Origin of the sequence: Amycolatopsis nalaikhensis (genome assembly GCF_030264295.1) — a bacterium.
GTDB lineage: Bacteria > Actinomycetota > Actinomycetes > Mycobacteriales > Pseudonocardiaceae > Amycolatopsis > Amycolatopsis nalaikhensis.
Window position 1 is genome coordinate 4,530,080 of sequence record NZ_CP127173.1, and the last position, 16,969, is coordinate 4,547,048.

The following is a 16,969-nucleotide window of genomic DNA, read 5'->3' on the forward strand; positions in this document are numbered from 1 at the left end:
TCCCGGTGTCCCGCACCGGGAGGTTTTTCGTTGCCCGGACCATCACGCTCGGTCTACGATCGGCCGACGCGAAGTCACGAATTCCGCCGTTCTTCTCCTTATATCTTTATAGGGGATCCGACGGACTCGACGCCTGGTGTTCACCACCGCGTGAATCCCGTCCCGTGTCCGGGCCGTGTTCGTTCCGTCGTTCCGGAACGGTCCGGGAACCCGGACGGCGTCCCGCGCGTCCTTTCCGATAGCGGCACCAAGGGGGGCCGGGCCCGGCCGATCCGGGTGTGGGAATCTCGGTTCCGGCGGCGGAGGCGGCCGTGGGAGCATGGCTGACCCGATCGGCGGAACCTGGGAGGAACGGGGCGTGCGGGTGAATCGCAAGGCGGTGCCGGTACTGGCACTCGCGGCCGTGCTGCTCACCTCGTGCTCGAACACCCCGCCGCCACCGGTCGTGTCGTCGTCGGTCGCGCCCGTGTCGACCACCGGCAAGACGCCGTCGCAGATCGTCGTCGGGGTCGACGACGTGCTCGGCGGGTACAACCCGCACAACCTCGCGGACTCGTCCCAGGTGACGTCGGCGCTCTCGCAGCTGCTGCTGCCCTCGGTGTTCCGGCAGAAGGACGACGGCAGCACCCAGCTCGACAAGAACCTGATGAAGTCCGCGCAGGTGATCTCGCAGCAGCCGTTCGTGGTCGCCTACGACATCCGGCCGGACGCGTCCTGGTCCGACGGCGCGCCCATCGCCGCCGAGGACTTCGACTACCTGCGCACCCAAATGCGCGACCAGCCCGGCGTGATCGAGCCCGCGGGCTACCGGCAGATCACCGACCTGCAGTCCCGCGAAGGCGGCAAGCGCGTCGAGGTCACCTTCGCCAAGCCGTACCCCGGCTGGCAGACGCTGTTCTCCGGTCTGCTGCCCGCGCACCTGCTCAAGGACGCGCCCGACGGCTGGCGCGGGGCGCTCGCGGCGAACTTCCCGGCCGTCGCCGGCCCGTTCTCGATCAAGAGCATCGACACCGCCCGCGGCGAAGTGATCCTCGAGCGCAACGAGCGCTACTGGGAGAAGCCCGCGGCCATCGACCGGATCGTGCTGCGCCGCTCGGACCAGAGCACGCTGCTGCCGGCGCTGCAGAGCGGCAACGACCAGTTCGCGCTGGCCCGCACCAGCGGCGACGAGCTCAAGCGGCTCGGCGACCTCGGCCCGGCCGTGCGGCTGCACACCGTGGCCCGGCCGGTGGTGGCCGACGTGCTGCTGCGCCCGGTCAGCGCCACGCTGCAGGACGCCCAGGTCCGCGCGGGTGTCGCCGCGCTGCTCGACCGCGGCAAGCTGATCACCGAAGGCGTCAACGGCGGACCGTCGTCGACGCTGCACGCCGACGCCCAGGTGAAGGCGCCCTCGGAAGCGGGGTACGCCGCGACCATCCCGCCCGGCCCGCCGACCGCGCCCGACGTCGCCAAGGCCGAGGAGTCGCTGAAGGCCGCGGGCTACGCGAAGACCGCGGGCACCTGGCGCAAGAACGGCAAGGCCCTCTCGCTGGTGATCGCCTCGCCGGGCACCCAGGAGCCGTACGCGACGATCGCGAAGGAGCTCGCCACCCAGCTCGTCGCGCAGGGCATCGAGGTCAACGCGATCACGCCGCAGCCGCGCGACCTGTTCGGCGGCCTGCTCGCGATGCCAGTCGTCAACGGGGTGCAGCAGCCGACCGGCGACTCGGCGGGCAACGTCGGCGTCGACATCGCGGTCGTGCCGCAGCCGGTCGGCGGCGACACGGCGTCGGTGCTCGCGTCGACCTTCGGCTGCCGCCCGGAGCAGACGGCCGCGGGCGCGGACAAGACCAAACCCGTCGTTCCGGGCAATTCGGCCGGGTTCTGCGATCCGGCGCTGCAGCCGTCGATCGACGCGGCGCTCTCCGGCGCGACCCCGATCGCCGACGCGCTCACCACTCTGGAGCCTGAACTTTGGCGCCAGAACGTGGTCATCCCGTTGTTCCAGCTGGCTGACACCCTGGCGATCGGTTCGGGCATCTCGGGCGTCACGCCGGGTCCCCCCATGGTGGGCCCGTTCGGGTCGGCGGTGAACTGGACTCGCGGCCCGAAGTAATCGCTCGGCTACGCATTCAGTACTACCGGGTGATCTTCACCGACGCCTTCGAGTGGGAGGCTTTGAATCCGTGAGGTAACCGTCGTATTTCTGGATGTCGGCTGGAAGTCACCCTTTGGTCACGATCGACCCTGAACTGGTGACTGTCGGTGCTTTTCCTTTCTAGCGTGCTCCCGCAGTGCGCCAGTTGAGTGTCGCTTGGCGTGTCGTAGGCTCCGGCACCAAACCGGAGCGGTGTGGGTCCTTGTCACAATTCAGGGACTCAGTGCTAGGAGGGCACACTTCATGAGGAGAACCAAAGCAGTCTCCGCCTTGTCGCTCGTCGCAGGCGCCTCGCTGCTGCTGAGCGCCTGCAGCGGCGGCGACTCGGGCTCGGGTAGCACCGACCAGAACGGGTCGTCCACCGACGTCAAGGCGATGGCGGTCGGCAAGGCCGAGCAGGGTGACACGTTCAAGCTCGCGGACGTCCAGGGCTGGGACGGCACGGTCACGGTCGGGATCGACGACGGGTACTCCGGGTACAACAACAACACCCCGGACACCAACAGCTCGTACAACACCTACATCTTGACCGCTGTCCTCGAAGACTCCTTCGTCCTCGACGGCAACAACAAGATCCTGCTCAACAAGGACATGTTCGACTCGGTCGACGTGACCTCCAAGGACCCGCAGGTCGTCACGTACAAGATCCGGCCGAACCTCAAGTGGTCGGACAACGAGCCGTTCGACTGCAAGGACCTGTACCTGAACTGGCTGTCGCAGAGCGGCCAGGCGAAGGGCACGGACGGCAAGAACCCGTTCAACGCCGCTTCGACCACCGGCTACGACAAGATCAAGACCGCCACCTGCAAGGACAACCTGACCTTCGAGACGGACTACAGCGAGCCGTACCTCGACTACAAGGGCCTGTTCTCCGGCGTGTCGATCCTGCCGGCGCACATCCTCGAGAAGCAGACCGGCATCCCGGACATCACCAAGCTGGCGCCGACCGGCGACCCGGCCCTGCTGTCCAAGGCCGGCGACTTCTGGACGAACAAGTGGAAGGGCTTCGACAAGGCCCTCATGCCGGCTTCCGGGCCGTACATGATCGACTCGTTCGACGCGAACCAGAAGTCCGTCACGCTCGTGAAGAACCCGAACTGGGCGGGCGGCAAGGGCGGCCCGGCCAAGATCGTGGTCCGCGCCATGGAAGACACCAAGGCCATGGCGACCGCGCTGCAGAACGGTGAGATCGACGTCGCGGCGTCGACCCAGCCGGACGCCACCGCGGCGAACACGATGAAGGGCCTCGCGGCGCAGGGCGTGACCTACGGTTCGGCCCCGCAGCTGACCTACGAGCACCTGGACCTGCAGTTCAACCGCATGTTCAAGGACGACGCGCTCCGCAAGGCGTTCTTCGAGGTCGTCGACCGCAAGGCGATCACCGACAAGCTGCTCAAGGAAGTCCAGGCCGACGCGGCCCCGCTGAACTCGATCGTGTTCTTCCAGGGTGAAGAGGGCTACACCGACCTGTACGGCAGCAAGGCCGGCCTGGGTGCCGAGGCGGCGGCGAAGACGCTGACCGACGCGGGCTGGACCAAGGGTGCCGACGGCATCTTCGCCAAGGGCGGCCAGCGGGCTTCGTTCAAGATCACGCACAACCAGAACGCCCGCCGCAGCCAGACCGTCGAGATCATCATCTCGCAGGCCAAGGCGGCCGGTATCGAGGTCAAGGACGAGACCGACGCCAACTTCCTCAAGGGTGGCCGCGTTTCGACCGGTGACTACGACATCGCGCTGTTCGGCTGGTCGTCGGCTCCGTACAAGTCGCAGTCGCGGTCGATCTACGTCTGCCCGAACAACGGTGGCGACCAGAACTACCAGAACCTGTGCGACCCGAAGATCGACGACGCGTTCAAGACCGCTGTGAGCGCGACGGACGAGCAGGTCAAGCTGCAGTCCTACCAGGCGGCCGACAAGGCCATCGCGGACAAGTACGCGACGCTCCCGCTGTTCCAGACGCCGAGCATGTGGGCGTTCAAGGGCATCGACCGCGTGTACATGCAGTCCTACAACGGTGTCCTGTGGAACGCCGGCGAGTGGGAGCAGAAGAAGTAGGGCTCGTCCCGCCTCTTCTTTCCCCTCGTTCCAGATGACCTGGGGGGTACCGGGGCCCGGCCACGAGCCGGGCCCCGGTACCCACCGGAAGTAGCTGTTGACCGTAGGGTTACCCCCACTACGGTAGACAACCGGGTAGCGGTCCAGCGCACTTCTGACGACCAGGCCCGGATGAGGAGCAGTTCGTTGAACCTGGTGATCTACATCCTTCGCCGTCTGGCGATATCGATTCCCGTCCTGCTGGTCGGGACCTTTTTGTCGTTCGTGATGGTCGCCGCCACCGGTGACCCGCTCGGCGAGCTCCGCAACAACCCGCAGCTGAGCAAGGACGCGATCGACGCGCTCTCCCACAAGCTGGGCCTGGACCAGGGTGTCGTGCCGCGGTACTTCAGCTGGCTCGGGGACTTCCTCCAGGGCGACTGGGGCACGTCCATCGCGCAGGGCAACGCGCTGCAGCCGGTCGCGCCGAAGGTGATGGCGGCGTTCGGCGTCACGTTCAAGCTGGTCGTCGGAGCCGAGATCCTCGCGCTGGTCATCGGGATCATCGTCGGCGTGCTCGCCGCGGTGAAGCAGTACTCGATCATCGACTACCTGGCCACCACCCTGGCCTTCCTGCTGTTCTCCATGCCGATCTTCTGCGTGGCGATCGTCCTGAAGAACTACGCGATCGAGATCAACGGGTGGGTCCGCGACCTCGGCCTCCAGGACGTCCTCGGCAATCCGTGGCTACGCACGACCAGCCCGGAACAGCTGAAAACGGACGGCGTCGGGGACTTCATAACGAGCACCATCGGTGCCTACCTGCTGCCGACGCTGTCGATCATGGCGATCAGCTTCGCCGCGTACAGCCGGTTCCAGCGGGCGTCGATGCTCGAGGTGATGGGCTCGGACTACGTCCGCACCGCGCGCGCCAAGGGCCTCGGCAACGGCCGGGTCATCTTCCGGCACGCGTTCCGCAACGCCCTGATCCCCGTCACGACGCTGTTCTCGGTGAACTTCGGGTCGGTGCTCGCCGGCGCGATCATCACCGAAACGGTGTTCAACTGGCACGGTATGGGCACATTGCTGGTGGAAGCCGTCTCGAAGAACGACACTCAGGTGATGATGGGCTGGCTCGTGGTGATCGCCACCAGCGTGATCGTCGCCAACCTGATCGCCGACCTGGTGTACGGCATCCTGGACCCGAGGATTCGCGTTGGCTGACTTGAACTCCCTTCTCGCGAGCGAAACCGCGACCAAGGACGGCACCCTCCCGCCGGAAGCCCTGCCCGAACCCCGGAGCCAGGGCAAGCTGGTGCTCCGGAAGTTCCTGCACCACAAGCTGGCCATGGCGTCGACCGCGGTGCTGGTGCTGATCGTGCTGCTCAGCATCATCCTGCCGATCTTCTGGAAGCACAGCTACGAGGACAGCTCGTTCCCGTCGTTCGCGAAGCCGAGCGCCGACTTCCCGCTGGGCACCACCCAGGTCGGCAAGGACATGGTGTCGCAGATCCTGCGCGGCACCCAGTTCTCGCTGCTCATCGCGCTCACGGTGTCGATCCTGTCGACCCTGGTCGGCGTCGTCCTCGGCGCTCTCGCCGGTTACCTGCGGAGCTTCACCGACTCGGCGGTCTCCCGGGTGACGGACCTGTTCCTGATCATCCCGCAGATCGCCGCGGCGGCGATCCTGGCGAAGGTGTTCGGGAGCGGCTCCTGGTACATCGTCGCGCTGGTGCTGGCGGCGTTCGGCTGGATGCAGATCGCCCGGATCACCCGGGCCGAAGCGATGTCGTTGTCCCAGCGCGAGTTCGTCGACGCGGCGCGCGCTTCGGGTGCCGGCACGTTCCGGATCATCTTCAAGCACCTGGTGCCGAACATGGTCGGCAGCATCACGGTCAACGCGACCCTCGCGGTCGCGCAGGCCGTGCTGGCGGAAGCCGCGCTGTCGTTCATCGGCCTCGGTGTCCAGCTGCCGGACACCTCGCTCGGCCGCGTCATCCTGGAGAACTACGCCCAGCTGCAGACGCGGCCGGCGCTGTTCTTCGGGCCGTTCATCGTGCTCGTGCTGATTTCGCTGACGATCAACTTCATCGGTGACGGTCTTCGCGACGCCTTCGACCCGCGCCAGCGGAGAATGAAGGCCTGAACGCCGACGCGGGGGTGACCGGTTCCGGTCGCCCCCGCGTCCGTTTTCGCGCGACGATCGCCGGAACATGGGGGTTTCGGATGAATCTCGTGCTCTACGTGCTCCGCCGGCTGGCCATCTCGATCCCGGTCCTGCTGGTCGGCACGTTCCTCTGCTTCGTCATGGTGGCCAACACCGGCGACCCGCTCGGGGAGCTGCGCAACAAGCCCGGCATCAACGCCGAGGCCATCGCCGCCACCGAACACCAGCTCGGGCTCGACCAGAGCATCGTCGCGCGGTACTTCACCTGGCTGGGCCACTTCCTCAGCGGTGACTGGGGCATCTCCATCGCGCAGGGCAACGCCTTCCAGCCGGTGGCGCCGAAGGTGATGGCGGCGTTCAAGGTGACGCTCGAGCTGGTCGTGGCGGCGTCGATCCTGGCCCTGATCTTCGGTGTGCTGGTCGGCGTGCTGGCGGCGGTCAAGCAGTACTCGATCTGGGACTACCTGGCCACGACGCTGGCGTTCCTGATGTTCTCGATGCCGATCTTCTGCATCGCGATCGTCCTCAAGGGCTACGCGATCCGCCTGAACGGCTGGGTGCGCCAGCTGGGCCTGTCCGACGTCCTCGGCGACCCGTGGTTGCGTACGACGAGCCCGGAGAGCCTCTCGGCGACCGGAGTGGGCGACGCGCTCGCGAAGTACGTCGGCGCGTTCCTGCTGCCGACGCTGTCGATCATGGCGATCACGTTCGCGGCGTACAGCCGCTTCCAGCGGGCGTCGATGCTGGAGGTCCTGGGCGCGGATTACGTGCGCACCGCGCGCGCGAAGGGCGTCTCGAACAGCCGCGTGATCTGGCGGCACGCGTTCCGCAACGCGCTGATCCCGGTGATGACGCTGTTTTCGGTCAACTTCGGCGCGACGGTGACGGGCGCGATCATCACGGAGACGGTGTTCAACTGGCACGGCATGGGCACGCTGCTGGTGGAGGCGGTCAACAAGAACGACCCCCAGGTGCTGATGGGCTGGCTGGTGGTGATCGCGGCGAGCGTCGTGGTGGCGAACCTGGTGGCCGACCTGATGTACGGCATCCTGGACCCCCGCATCCGCGTCGGCTAGAAGCGCCCCAATGTGGCCTTCGGTGCGTCTGACGCACCCAAGGCGGCCTTCGGTGCGTGAGACGCAACCAAGGCCGCCTTGGGGCGCTCGGGGCCGGGCATGGCGAAGGGCCCGCACCCAACGCGAGTGCGGGCCCTTCAGCGGTCTACGTCAGTCGGCCACCGGGGCCAGCTTGCCGGCCTCCCAGGCCGCGCGGCGCTCGGCCTGCAGCACCGGGTCGGCCACCGGGGCCGCCGACAGCAGGCGCTTCGTGTACTCCTGCTGCGGCGCGTGCAGCACCTGGTCACGGGTGCCGACCTCGACGAGCTTGCCGTGCTGCATCACCGCGACGCGGTCGGCCAGCAGGTCGACCACCGCCAGGTCGTGGCTGATGAACAGGCACGCGAACTGCAGCGACTGCTGCAGGTCGAGGAACAGGTCCAGCACGCGGGCCTGCACCGACACGTCCAGCGCCGACGTCGGCTCGTCCGCGATCAGCAGCGCCGGGTCGAGCGACAGCGCACGCGCGATCGCCACGCGCTGGCGCTGGCCGCCGGACAGCTCGTGCGGGTAGCGGTTCATGTAGTGCCCGCCCAGCTCGACCTTGTCCAGCAGCGAGCGCACCCGCGCCGACAGTTCCTTGCCGGACAGCACCTTGTGCAGCACCATCGGCTCGGCGATCGACTCGCCGATCGTCATCTTCGGGTCCAGCGTGGACGCCGGGTCCTGGAACACGATCGAGAAGTACCGGCGAAGCGGGCGAAGCTCCTTCGCCGACATCTTCGTGATGTCCTTGCCCGCGATGGACACCGTGCCCGACGTCGGGTCGAGCAGGCGGATCGCGCAGCGCCCGACCGTCGTCTTGCCCGAGCCGGACTCGCCCACCAGGCCGACGATCTCGCCCTTGGCGATGGTCAGCGAGACGTCGTCGACCGCGCGGTTCTTGCCCTGACCGCGGCGGCCCGGGTACTCGAGCACCAGGTTCTTGATCTCCAGCGCCGGCGCGGCCTCCTCGATGACGGCCTCGAGCTCCTCGTCGGCCAGCCGGATCTCCTCGGCGATCTTCGCCGCCTCGGTGCTGTCGGAGGCGATGCCGGCGTCGTCGAGCAGGCGACGCCCCTCGGGGCGCTGGCCGAGCACCGGCACCGCGGCCAGCAGCCGCCGGGTGTAGTCCTCCTTCGGCGACGCGAACAGCTCGCGCACCGGCGCCTCTTCGACGATCTCGCCCTGGTACATCACGATGACGCGGTCGGCCATGTCGGCGACGACGCCCATGTCGTGGGTGATCAGCACGATCGCCGTGTCGAGCGTGTCGCGCAGCTTGCGCAGCAGGCCGAGGATCTCCGCCTGGACCGTGACGTCGAGCGCCGTGGTCGGCTCGTCGGCGATGATGACCTTCGGGTCGCACGCGATCGCCATGGCGATCACGACGCGCTGGCGCAGACCGCCCGACAGCTGGTGCGGGTACTGCTTGAACCGCAGCGGCGGGTTCGGGATGCCGACCATGTCGAGCAGCTCGACGGCGCGCTTGTCGGCGGCCGCCTTCGAGATGTCGAGGTGCGAGCGCAGGGCCTCGCGCAGCTGCCAGCCGACCGTGTAGACCGGGTTCAGCGCGGTCATCGGCTCCTGGAAGATCATCGCGACCTTGTTGCCGCGGATCTTCTGCATTTCCTTCTCTTTGAGATCGGCCAGGTTGCGCTCGCCGAGGCGCAGCTCACCGGCGATCTTGCTGGTCTTGGGCAGCAGGCCCAGCACCGACATCGACGTGACGGACTTGCCGGACCCGGACTCTCCGACCACGGCGACGATCTCGCCGGGCTTGACGTCGAAGCCGATGCCCTTGACCGCGTCCACGACGCCGTCTTCGGTGCGGAACGACACGCTCAGGTCGGAGATGGACAGAACGGAACCCGACACACCGGCGACGTCCGCCGAAGTTGCTTCAGTGCTCACCAAGATGCCCTTCGTGGGGGTACAGACGATCGCGACGCGGCGGTCGCGACTCGCGCGAGGATAACCGAGGGTGTCCCCGACTAAGGTCGGAGCACGGGAATTACGCTCAACCCGTGATCTCCCCGGTATCGCGCAGGCTGCTGCTCGTCCACGCCCATCCCGACGACGAGACCATCACCACCGGCGCCACGATCGCACGATACGCCGCCGAGGGCGCCGAGGTGACCGTGGTGACCTGCACGCTCGGTGAGGAGGGCGAGGTCATGGCCGACCTGCCCGAGCTGGCCGGGCTCGGTGCGCAGGCCGCCGACCAGCTCGGCGGCTACCGCGTCGCGGAGCTGCAGCGGGCGTGCGCCGCGCTGGGGGTGTCACGACATCGTTACCTGGGCGGGCTCGGCCGGTGGCGCGATTCGGGCATGGCGGGCACGCCGTCGGCGTCGCACCCGCGGGCCTTCACCGGCGGCAGCGCCGACGAGCAGGCCGCGCAGCTGGCCGAGATCCTCGACGAGGTTCAGCCGCAGGTCGTCGTCACCTACGACGCCTTCGGCGGCTACGGCCACCCCGACCACATCCGCGCGCACGAGATCACGATGGCGGCGGCGCCCCGCGCGACGTCGGTCGAGCGGGTGTTCCACACGGTGACCTCGCGCGACGCGGTCCGCGCCGGACTGGCCGCGCTGCGTGACGACGACCCGATCTTCGACGTCCCGGACGACGACGAGCTGCCCACGACGCCGGACGAGGAGATCACGACGACGCTCGACGTCGCCGCGTACGTCCCGGCGAAGATCGCGGCACTGCGCGCGCACGCGACGCAGCTCGCCGTGGTCGACGGCGACCTTCCCTACTTCGCGCTGACGAACGAGATCGCGCAGCCGATCCTCGCCGAGGATGCCTACGTGCTGGCCCACGGCCCGGCCGAGGGCGCCGCGCACGACCTGTTCGGCGGGCTGTGAGCGTGGACGAGCGGCTGACGCTCGAGCAGGGGCTCCTGCTCGCGCTGCTCGTCGTCGACACCGTGCTGCTGGCCGTGCTGGAGCTGTTCTTCCTGCCGCTGCGGATCGGCGTCGTGCCGCTGCCGGTGACCGTCCTGGTCGGCGCGGTCACCACGCCGTGGCTCGTGGCGACCACCGGAAGGCTGGTGCGGCCCGCACTTTCGTGGGTACCCCTCGCGGTGTGGGTGCTCGTCGTGTTCGGGCTCGGCATGCTGGGTCCGGGCGGTGACCTGGTGCTGATCCAGGACTGGCGGGCCCTGCTGCTGCTCGGCGCGAGCGCGCTGCCGGGCGCCATGGTGCTCGGCGGTGGGCTGGGCCGCGCGAAGGGAAGGAATCCGGAACGTGGGTGAGGCGATCTCCGACCGCCAGGTCGTGGCCGTGCTGCGGCCGTTCGTGCGGGCGTGCGGGCCGATGCTCGACGCGCTGCGCGAGTCCGACCCGTTCGGCCTGCAGGCCCGGGCGAAGGACGACCTGGCCGAGGTCGAGTCCGGTCTGAAGGCGAAGCTGATCCACGGCGTGACGTCGGTGAAGGTGCCCGGCACGGCGGCGTGGGCGCGGATGACGGGCTACGACCGGTCGAGCTGGTGGATGAACCGCGTCGGCCGCTTCACGGCGCTGCTGACGTCGATCCCCGGCCTCGGCGGCGCGCTGGCCGACCGGCTGCCGGTGCAGGACGCGCTGGGCGCGGCGTCGCAGGGGCTGCTGCTGTGCGCGATCGCGGGCGAGTACGGCGTCACGGATGTGGGCACGCGGGTGCGGCTGATCGCGTCGGTCCTTTTCGAACGCGACATCGACCCGGACCTCGCGGCGGGCAAGCACCCGGAGCACGACGAAGCCGCGGAGGCGGACGAAGCGGCGAAGCTGACCGAAGAGCTGACGGCGTCGGAGAAGAAGCACGGCAAGGCGACGATCAAGGCGGCCGCGGGGACGCTGTGGCGCCTCGGCCGGGCGTTGTACGGCATCACCGAGGAGCTGGAGAAGCGCCCGCACGGCAACATCCTCCACCGCGCGGTCGGCATGCTGCCGATCGTCGGCGCGGCGGGCGACTACTTCGGCGAGCGGTCGGGGTTGAAGAAGGTCTGGCGGCGCGCGCACACCTGGCTGACCGAGCACCGCGCCTGACCCGCCGCGCGCCACCGGTCCGGTTCCAAGCGCCCCAAGGCGGCCTTGGTTGCGTCTGACGCACCGAAGGCCGCCTTGGTTGCGTCTCACGCACCGAAGGCCGCCTTGGGGCGCTTGGGTCAGCTCCAGAAGCGGAACACGCTCGCGCCGATCTGCGCGCCGTCGACGTAGCCGCCGAAGAGGCCGAACAGCGAGAACGAGCCGTCCCACAGGGCCGCGTTCGCGGGCTTGATGAACCACAGGATCGCGAACAGGATGATCGGCGCCCACGGACGCACCTGCGCGCCGATCTCGCGGGCGCGCGGCGGCAGGTACGGCTCGATCGCGCCCCAGCCGTCGAGGCCGGGGATCGGGAGGATGTTGAGGATGAACGTCACGATCTGCAGCAGCGCCAGGTAGGACATCGCGATCACGAGCCCGCCCGACATCGGCACCAGCGCGACGATCAGGGCCAGCGCGGCACCGACCGCGAGGTTGCTCAGCGGCCCGGCCAGCGACACCCACGACGACGTCCCGCGCGAGCGGAGCGCGCCCCGGTTGATCCAGACCGCGCCGCCCGGCAGCGGGATGCCGCCGATGATGAGGAAGATCAGCGGCAGGACGATCGACAGCACCGGGTCCGTGTACTTCCGGACGTCCAGGGTGAGGTAACCCTTGTGGGCGACGCTGTAGTCGCCGCCGCGGTAGGCGACCATCGCGTGGCCGAACTCGTGCAAGGACAACGACGCCACCCAGCCGGCGGCGACGAAGATCACCACGCCCGCGATGAGCAGCGGATCGCGATCGCGGACGAACACCGTGTTGATGTCACCGAACGCGGCCATCGCGCCACCGGCGACGGTGAGCGCGAGGATGCCGAGGAAGACCGGGCTGGGGCGCACTGCTGACTTCTGCACGGTTCCCAGTCTTCCGTATGCCCGGTGTGAAGTTACCGGCGTGTCCCCTTGCGCGATCGGGCCGAAGGGTCCCCCGAACTCGCTACTCCGCTTGACCTGACCGCACTACACGGGTGTAATCACAGTGATGTCATTCGCCGCCGAGAGGGGACGGCGGGTGTCGTTTCACCACCGCCAGCCTGGGGAGTGCTAGGGAGCGAGGAGGCGGACGTGCGGTTGGAAGCCGATGGGAAGGAATGGGGGCACGTCATGGGTTGGGGCGAGATCCCGGAGCAGGCTCTGGGAGATCTCACCGAGCTCATCGATGCCACCGAGGAAGAGCAGGATTGGCAGGAACGCGCCCTGTGCGCGCAGACGGACCCGGAGGCGTTCTTCCCCGAGAAGGGCGGCTCCACCCGGGAAGCCAAGCGGATCTGCCTGGGCTGCGAGGTCAAGGACGAGTGCCTTGAGTACGCGCTGGCCCACGACGAGCGCTTCGGCATCTGGGGCGGTCTGTCCGAGCGGGAGCGCCGGAAGCTGAAGAAACGGGCTGTCTAGAGGGGGGATCACCGGTGATGCGTGGCGTCACCGGTGATTCCACGTGGTGAACACACGGCGTGGGTTCACCACCGGGTGACGGACCGGGGCCGTAGGGTGGCCGCACCGATCCGCCGCCTGATCCGGAGTCTTCGTTGTCCCGCACCGCCGCGCCGCCCGTCCTGCGCACCGCGCCCGTTCTGGCCATTGTGGTCTGTCACAACGGCGAAAACTGGCTGCCGCTGGCGCTTTCTTCGCTGCGCCGCAGTTCCGTCCGGCCCCGGCACGTGCTCGCCGTGGACACCGGATCCACCGACGCGACCCCGCGGCTGCTCGCCGAAGCCGCCGAGGATCCCGGGCTCGATTCCGTGCCCGTGCTCTCCGGCGTCATCACACTGTCGAGTGAAACCGGCTTCGCCGCCGCGGTCGCCGAAGCCGTCGAGCACGCCACCGAACGCTGGGGCGACCCCGGGTCGTGGCTGTGGCTGCTGCACGACGACTGCGCGCCCGAACCGGACTGCCTCGAAGAACTCCTGCAGGTCGCCACGAAAACGCCGTCGGCGACCGTGCTCGGCCCGCTCGGGCTCGACTGGACCGACCCGCGGCTGATCGTCGAAGCCGGCCTGTCCACCGACGCGTCCGGGCACCGCCAGCAGATCGCCGCGACCGGCGACGAGCCGGCCGAGGTGCTCGCCGTGCCCAGCGCGGGCTCGCTCGTGCGCCGCGACGCCTGGGACTCCCTCGGCGGCTTCGACCCGGATTTCCCGTTGCTGCGCGAGGATCTCGACTTCGGCTGGCGCGCGAACGCCGCCGGCGGGCTCGTCCTGTCCGTGCCGACCGCGCGGGTGCGGCACGCGCGCGCCGTCACCACCGGGCAACGCGCGGCCGACGCCGTCGCGGCCCCGCTCGCCACCGCCAACCGGGCCCACGGGCTGCGCGTGTTCCTGGTGAACTGCTCGCCGTTTTCCTTCTGGCTGGGGATGATCCGGCTGCCGCTGCTGTCGGTGCTGCGCGCGCTGGCCTTCCTCGTGCTGCGCCGCACCGGCGAGGCGCGCGCCGAGTTCGCCGCCGCCGCGTATCTCCTCAGTGGACGCGGCGGATTGCGCGCCGCGCGAGCCAGCCGACGGCGGAATCCGCGGCCCGGCACGGTTCGCGGGCTCTTCACCGGACGCGGGACGCGGCTGCGCAACGCCTTCCGCGCCGGCGTCGTCGGGCTCGTGCGCCGCGGCGTCGAGGAAGACGTCGCGCTCGGGCGGGTCCCCGAGACCGTCGAAACCGAGTCGGCGTGGGTGACGCCGGAGGCGCTCGACGCCCGCGAGACGCGTCCGGTCGGCCCCGCCGCGTTGCCCGCGGGCGCGTTGCGCGGGGTCAGCTCGCGCGGGTCCGGGCTGCGCAAGCCGGGCACGCTCGTCGCCGTCGCGCTGCCGGAAACCCCGGCGCCCGAACCGGTCCCGGAGTCCGAAGAGCACGCCGCGCCCGCCGAAGAGCCGGAGCTCGTCTTCGTCGAGGTGAACCGCAAGCGCGTGCTCGCGGCCACGATCTTCGCGCCGCCGGTGGTGCTGCTCGTCGTGATGACGGCGCTGGGACTGGTCGTCAACCGCGCCCGGCTCGGCCTCGACCTCTTCGGTGGCAAGCTGCTCCCGGTCGGCGGGCTGGGGGAGCTGTGGACGTCGTACCTGACGCCGTGGCACGCGATCGCGGGCGGCACCGGCGCTCCCGCGTCGGCGACGCTGCCGGTGCTCGGCGCGCTCGGCGCGGTGTTCGCGCCGATCGGCGGCCCGGCCGCGCTGGTCGCGATCTTGCTCCTCGGCGACATCCCGTTGGCCGCGTTGAGCGCGTACGCGGCAACGCGGCGCCTTCGCGTGCGTCGTTGGGTTCGCGCCGTCGTCGCCGCGACGTACGCGCTGCTGCCCGCGGCGACGGCGGGTGTCGCGCAGGGTCGGCTCGACGTCGTCGTGGTGCACCTGGTGCTGCCGCTGGTGGCCGCGGGCATCGCCGGGCTGCTGGTGCGCGCGGACACGCGCTGGCTGCACATCTCCGCGCTGTCGGCGTTCGGGGTGGCGTTGCTCGGCGCGTTTTCGCCGCTGGCGCACGGGCTCGCGCTCGCCGGGCTCCTGATCGGGTTCGTCGTGCTGCCCGCGCCGACCGGGCTGGCGCGGCGGATCGCGTCGGTCGGGATCGTGGTGCTGCTGCCGCTGGCGTTGCTGCTGCCGTGGCCGACCGTGCTGCTCCGGCACCCCGAGCTGCTCGTGCAGGGCCTCGGCGGGGCCGCGGCGACGGTGTCCGGCACCGACCTCGCGGGCCTCGACCCGGGCGGGCCGGGTGCGTGGCCAGTCGGCGTGGCGGTGATCGCGGCGGCGCTGGTGGCGTTGGTCGTCCGGCCGACGAAGGCGGCCGCGGGCGGGCTCGCGCTGGCCGCGCTGGGTGCGGGCGGGCTGGTGCTCGTCCGGCTCGTGACGGCGACGCCGATGCAGGGCGGCGCACCCGCGCACGGCCACGCGGGCGTGCCGCTGCTGATCGTCGGCGCCGGGCTGCTGTGGGTCGTGCTCGGGTCGTGGCAGCGCGGCGGTTCGGCGGGGGTGCCGGCGACGTGGCTGCCGAAGGTGTTCGCGGTGGCCGGGGTCGCGGTGTTCCTGGCGCTGGCGGCGAGCGCGCTGGTGGTCGGCTCGCAGGGACCGCTGCGCACCGGCGCCCGGCCGTCGCTCGCGCCGGAGGTGACGGCGGAGCTGGCCGCGTCCGGCCGGTCGGTGCTCGACGTGGCTTCCGACGCGACCCGCCAGATCGGCGGCCGCCTGCCCCACTACGGCGACGACGAGCTGGCCCCGACGCCCGGCACGCCGGCGCGGTTCGCGGCCTGGCGGCGCGATCTGGGTCAGGGCGACGCGGCGGCCGTGCAGCGCACGTTCGCGGCGGCGGCCGCGGCGGGGGTGCAGTACCTGGTGCTGCCGCCGGGTGTCGACCCGCGGGCGTACCCGCCGCTGGCGAAGGACCTGGTCTCGGTGGCCGCCCCGACGTCCGACGGCCGGGGCGTGCTGAAGCTGCTCCCCCCGGCGGGCCAGGTGATCCTGATCTCGCCGGAGCAGGCGAAGGCGGCGGTCACCGGCGGCGGCGCGCCCGGGAACGCACCGGGCGTCGCGCCGGTGCGGGCGGACCTGCCGGCCGTGCGCGTGCGCGTGTCGGACGGCCCGACCGGGCGGCTGCTCGTGCTGGCCGCGGAACAGGAAGCGGGCTGGAAGGCGTCGGTGGCGGGCAAGAGCGTGCCGATCGTCCCGGCGTGGGGACACCAGGTGGCGGTGTCGGTGCCGCCGGCGTCGTCGGAGGTGACGGTCGAGTTCCCGGGCACGGAGCGGAACCTGCTCCTGCTCGCCCAGCTGGCGGCGGTGCTGTTCACGCTCCTGACGGCGGTCCCGGCCCGCCGCCGCCCCTGACCCGGTCCCAAGCGCCCCAATGTGGCCTTCGGTGCGTGAGACGCAACGAAGGCCACATTGGGTGCGTCAGACGCAACCAAGGCCGCCTTGGGGCGCTTGAGCCTGGTGCGCGCCGGTTGTGCCGCTACTCGCCTTCGATGACGTCCGGTTCCACGCCGAGGTAGCCGGCCACCTGCTCGACCAGGACGTCGTGGACCAGCTCGGCCAGCTCCGACGGGTCCTTCGCGCGCGCCTCCAGCGGCCGCCGGTACAGCACGATCCGGGCCCGCGTCGGCAGTCCCGTGCGGTCCACGCCCGCCGGGACCAGCCGCGACAGCGGCACCGCGCCGTCGTGGAGGACGCCGTCCGCCGGGGCGTGGCCGTTCTCGCGCACCTCGGGCACGTCGTCGACCGCCACGTCGAGCTTCGTCAGCTCGTGGCGCCAGCGCGCTTCGATCGGTTCCAGCGCGTCGAGCACCAGCGCGTCGAACCGCTCCGCGCGGCTCGCGGCGGCGGGCAGGGTCGCCGGGTACAGCGTCCCGCGCAGGCCCCGGCCGTGCCGGTCCCGTCGCAGGCGCCGCCGCTGTCGGTAGTCACGAGCCGTCGCCACCCCCGAAGTCTATGCGGTCGGCGAGTCGCAGCGCGTGTCGCTCCTCCGGGCTTGCGGCGACGCGCTATCGTTTCGGA

At 70.2% G+C, this 16,969-nt stretch carries 13 protein-coding genes; 10 read left to right on the top strand and 3 right to left on the bottom strand.

The genetic code is table 11. The features are described from left to right. Nucleotides 1-358 precede the first annotated feature (358 nt). The 5 genes from QP939_RS22425 to QP939_RS22445 all read left to right on the top strand — a co-directional run bounded on the left by QP939_RS22425 (nt 359) and on the right by QP939_RS22445 (nt 7,414). On the top strand, nt 359-2,095 hold the full coding sequence (locus QP939_RS22425; protein WP_285459817.1) for an ABC transporter family substrate-binding protein: 1,737 nt from the start codon (nt 359-361) through the stop codon (nt 2,093-2,095). A gap of 285 nt (nt 2,096-2,380) precedes the next feature. After that, nucleotides 2,381-4,192, top strand: a complete 1,812-nt coding sequence (locus QP939_RS22430; protein ID WP_285458781.1) for an ABC transporter family substrate-binding protein — start codon at nt 2,381-2,383, stop codon at nt 4,190-4,192. Nucleotides 4,193-4,378: 186 nt separating this feature from the next. Next, nucleotides 4,379-5,395, top strand: coding sequence for an ABC transporter permease (locus QP939_RS22435; RefSeq protein ID WP_285458782.1), 1,017 nt, complete (start codon nt 4,379-4,381; stop codon nt 5,393-5,395). Next, the gene (locus QP939_RS22440; protein WP_414641914.1) at nt 5,388-6,317 is read left to right on the top strand and encodes an ABC transporter permease; all 930 of its coding nucleotides are present in this window, start codon (nt 5,388-5,390) and stop codon (nt 6,315-6,317) included. Before QP939_RS22435 ends, QP939_RS22440 begins: the two co-directional genes overlap by 8 nt. An 80-nt stretch (nt 6,318-6,397) precedes the next feature. Beyond that, nucleotides 6,398-7,414: an ABC transporter permease gene (locus QP939_RS22445; protein ID WP_285458783.1), complete on the top strand. Its 1,017-nt coding sequence runs from the start codon at nt 6,398-6,400 to the stop codon at nt 7,412-7,414. Between the two features lie 150 nt (nt 7,415-7,564). Here QP939_RS22445 and QP939_RS22450 read toward each other — a convergent pair whose 3' ends face one another. Then, on the bottom strand, nt 7,565-9,346 hold the full coding sequence (locus tag QP939_RS22450; RefSeq protein WP_285458784.1) for an ABC transporter ATP-binding protein: 1,782 nt from the start codon (nt 9,344-9,346) through the stop codon (nt 7,565-7,567). A 113-nt stretch (nt 9,347-9,459) separates the two neighbouring features. Between QP939_RS22450 and mshB the strand changes: the two genes are divergently transcribed. Genes mshB through QP939_RS22465 form a run of 3 tightly spaced genes read left to right on the top strand, consistent with a single transcriptional unit; the run spans nt 9,460 to nt 11,463 of the window. Next, on the top strand, nt 9,460-10,302 hold the full coding sequence (mshB, locus tag QP939_RS22455) for an N-acetyl-1-D-myo-inositol-2-amino-2-deoxy-alpha-D-glucopyranoside deacetylase (RefSeq protein ID WP_285458785.1): 843 nt from the start codon (nt 9,460-9,462) through the stop codon (nt 10,300-10,302). Further along, entirely contained in the window at nt 10,299-10,691 is a 393-nt protein-coding gene (locus tag QP939_RS22460) for a hypothetical protein (protein WP_285458786.1), read from the top strand. The genes mshB and QP939_RS22460 overlap by 4 nt, the downstream gene beginning before the upstream one ends. Then, on the top strand, nt 10,684-11,463 hold the full coding sequence (locus tag QP939_RS22465; RefSeq protein WP_285458787.1) for a hypothetical protein: 780 nt from the start codon (nt 10,684-10,686) through the stop codon (nt 11,461-11,463). The genes QP939_RS22460 and QP939_RS22465 overlap by 8 nt, the downstream gene beginning before the upstream one ends. Before the next feature lie 119 nt (nt 11,464-11,582). On the opposite strand, the gene QP939_RS22470 is transcribed toward QP939_RS22465, so the two are convergent. After that, the gene (locus QP939_RS22470; RefSeq protein ID WP_285459819.1) at nt 11,583-12,344 is read right to left on the bottom strand and encodes a site-2 protease family protein; all 762 of its coding nucleotides are present in this window, start codon (nt 12,342-12,344) and stop codon (nt 11,583-11,585) included. Between the two features lie 264 nt (nt 12,345-12,608). Between QP939_RS22470 and QP939_RS22475 the strand changes: the two genes are divergently transcribed. Beyond that, entirely contained in the window at nt 12,609-12,896 is a 288-nt protein-coding gene (locus tag QP939_RS22475) for a WhiB family transcriptional regulator (protein WP_167385067.1), read from the top strand. A gap of 134 nt (nt 12,897-13,030) precedes the next feature. After that, nucleotides 13,031-16,303: a glycosyltransferase family 2 protein gene (locus tag QP939_RS22480; RefSeq protein ID WP_285458788.1), complete on the top strand. Its 3,273-nt coding sequence runs from the start codon at nt 13,031-13,033 to the stop codon at nt 16,301-16,303. 124 nt (nt 16,304-16,427) lie between these two features. Here QP939_RS22480 and QP939_RS22485 read toward each other — a convergent pair whose 3' ends face one another. Next, nucleotides 16,428-16,892, bottom strand: a complete 465-nt coding sequence (locus tag QP939_RS22485) for a metallopeptidase family protein (protein WP_285458789.1) — start codon at nt 16,890-16,892, stop codon at nt 16,428-16,430. Between the last annotated feature and the right edge of the window lie 77 nt (nt 16,893-16,969).

Bases quoted from the DNA above. Each gene is read 5' to 3' on its own strand.
- QP939_RS22430 (WP_285458781.1), top strand. From the start codon at position 2,381: ATGAGGAGAACCAAAGCAGTCTCCGCCTTGTCGCTCGTCGCAGGCGCC.
- QP939_RS22445 (WP_285458783.1), top strand. From the start codon at position 6,398: ATGAATCTCGTGCTCTACGTGCTCCGCCGGCTGGCCATCTCGATCCCG.
- QP939_RS22475 (WP_167385067.1), top strand. From the start codon at position 12,609: ATGGGTTGGGGCGAGATCCCGGAGCAGGCTCTGGGAGATCTCACCGAG.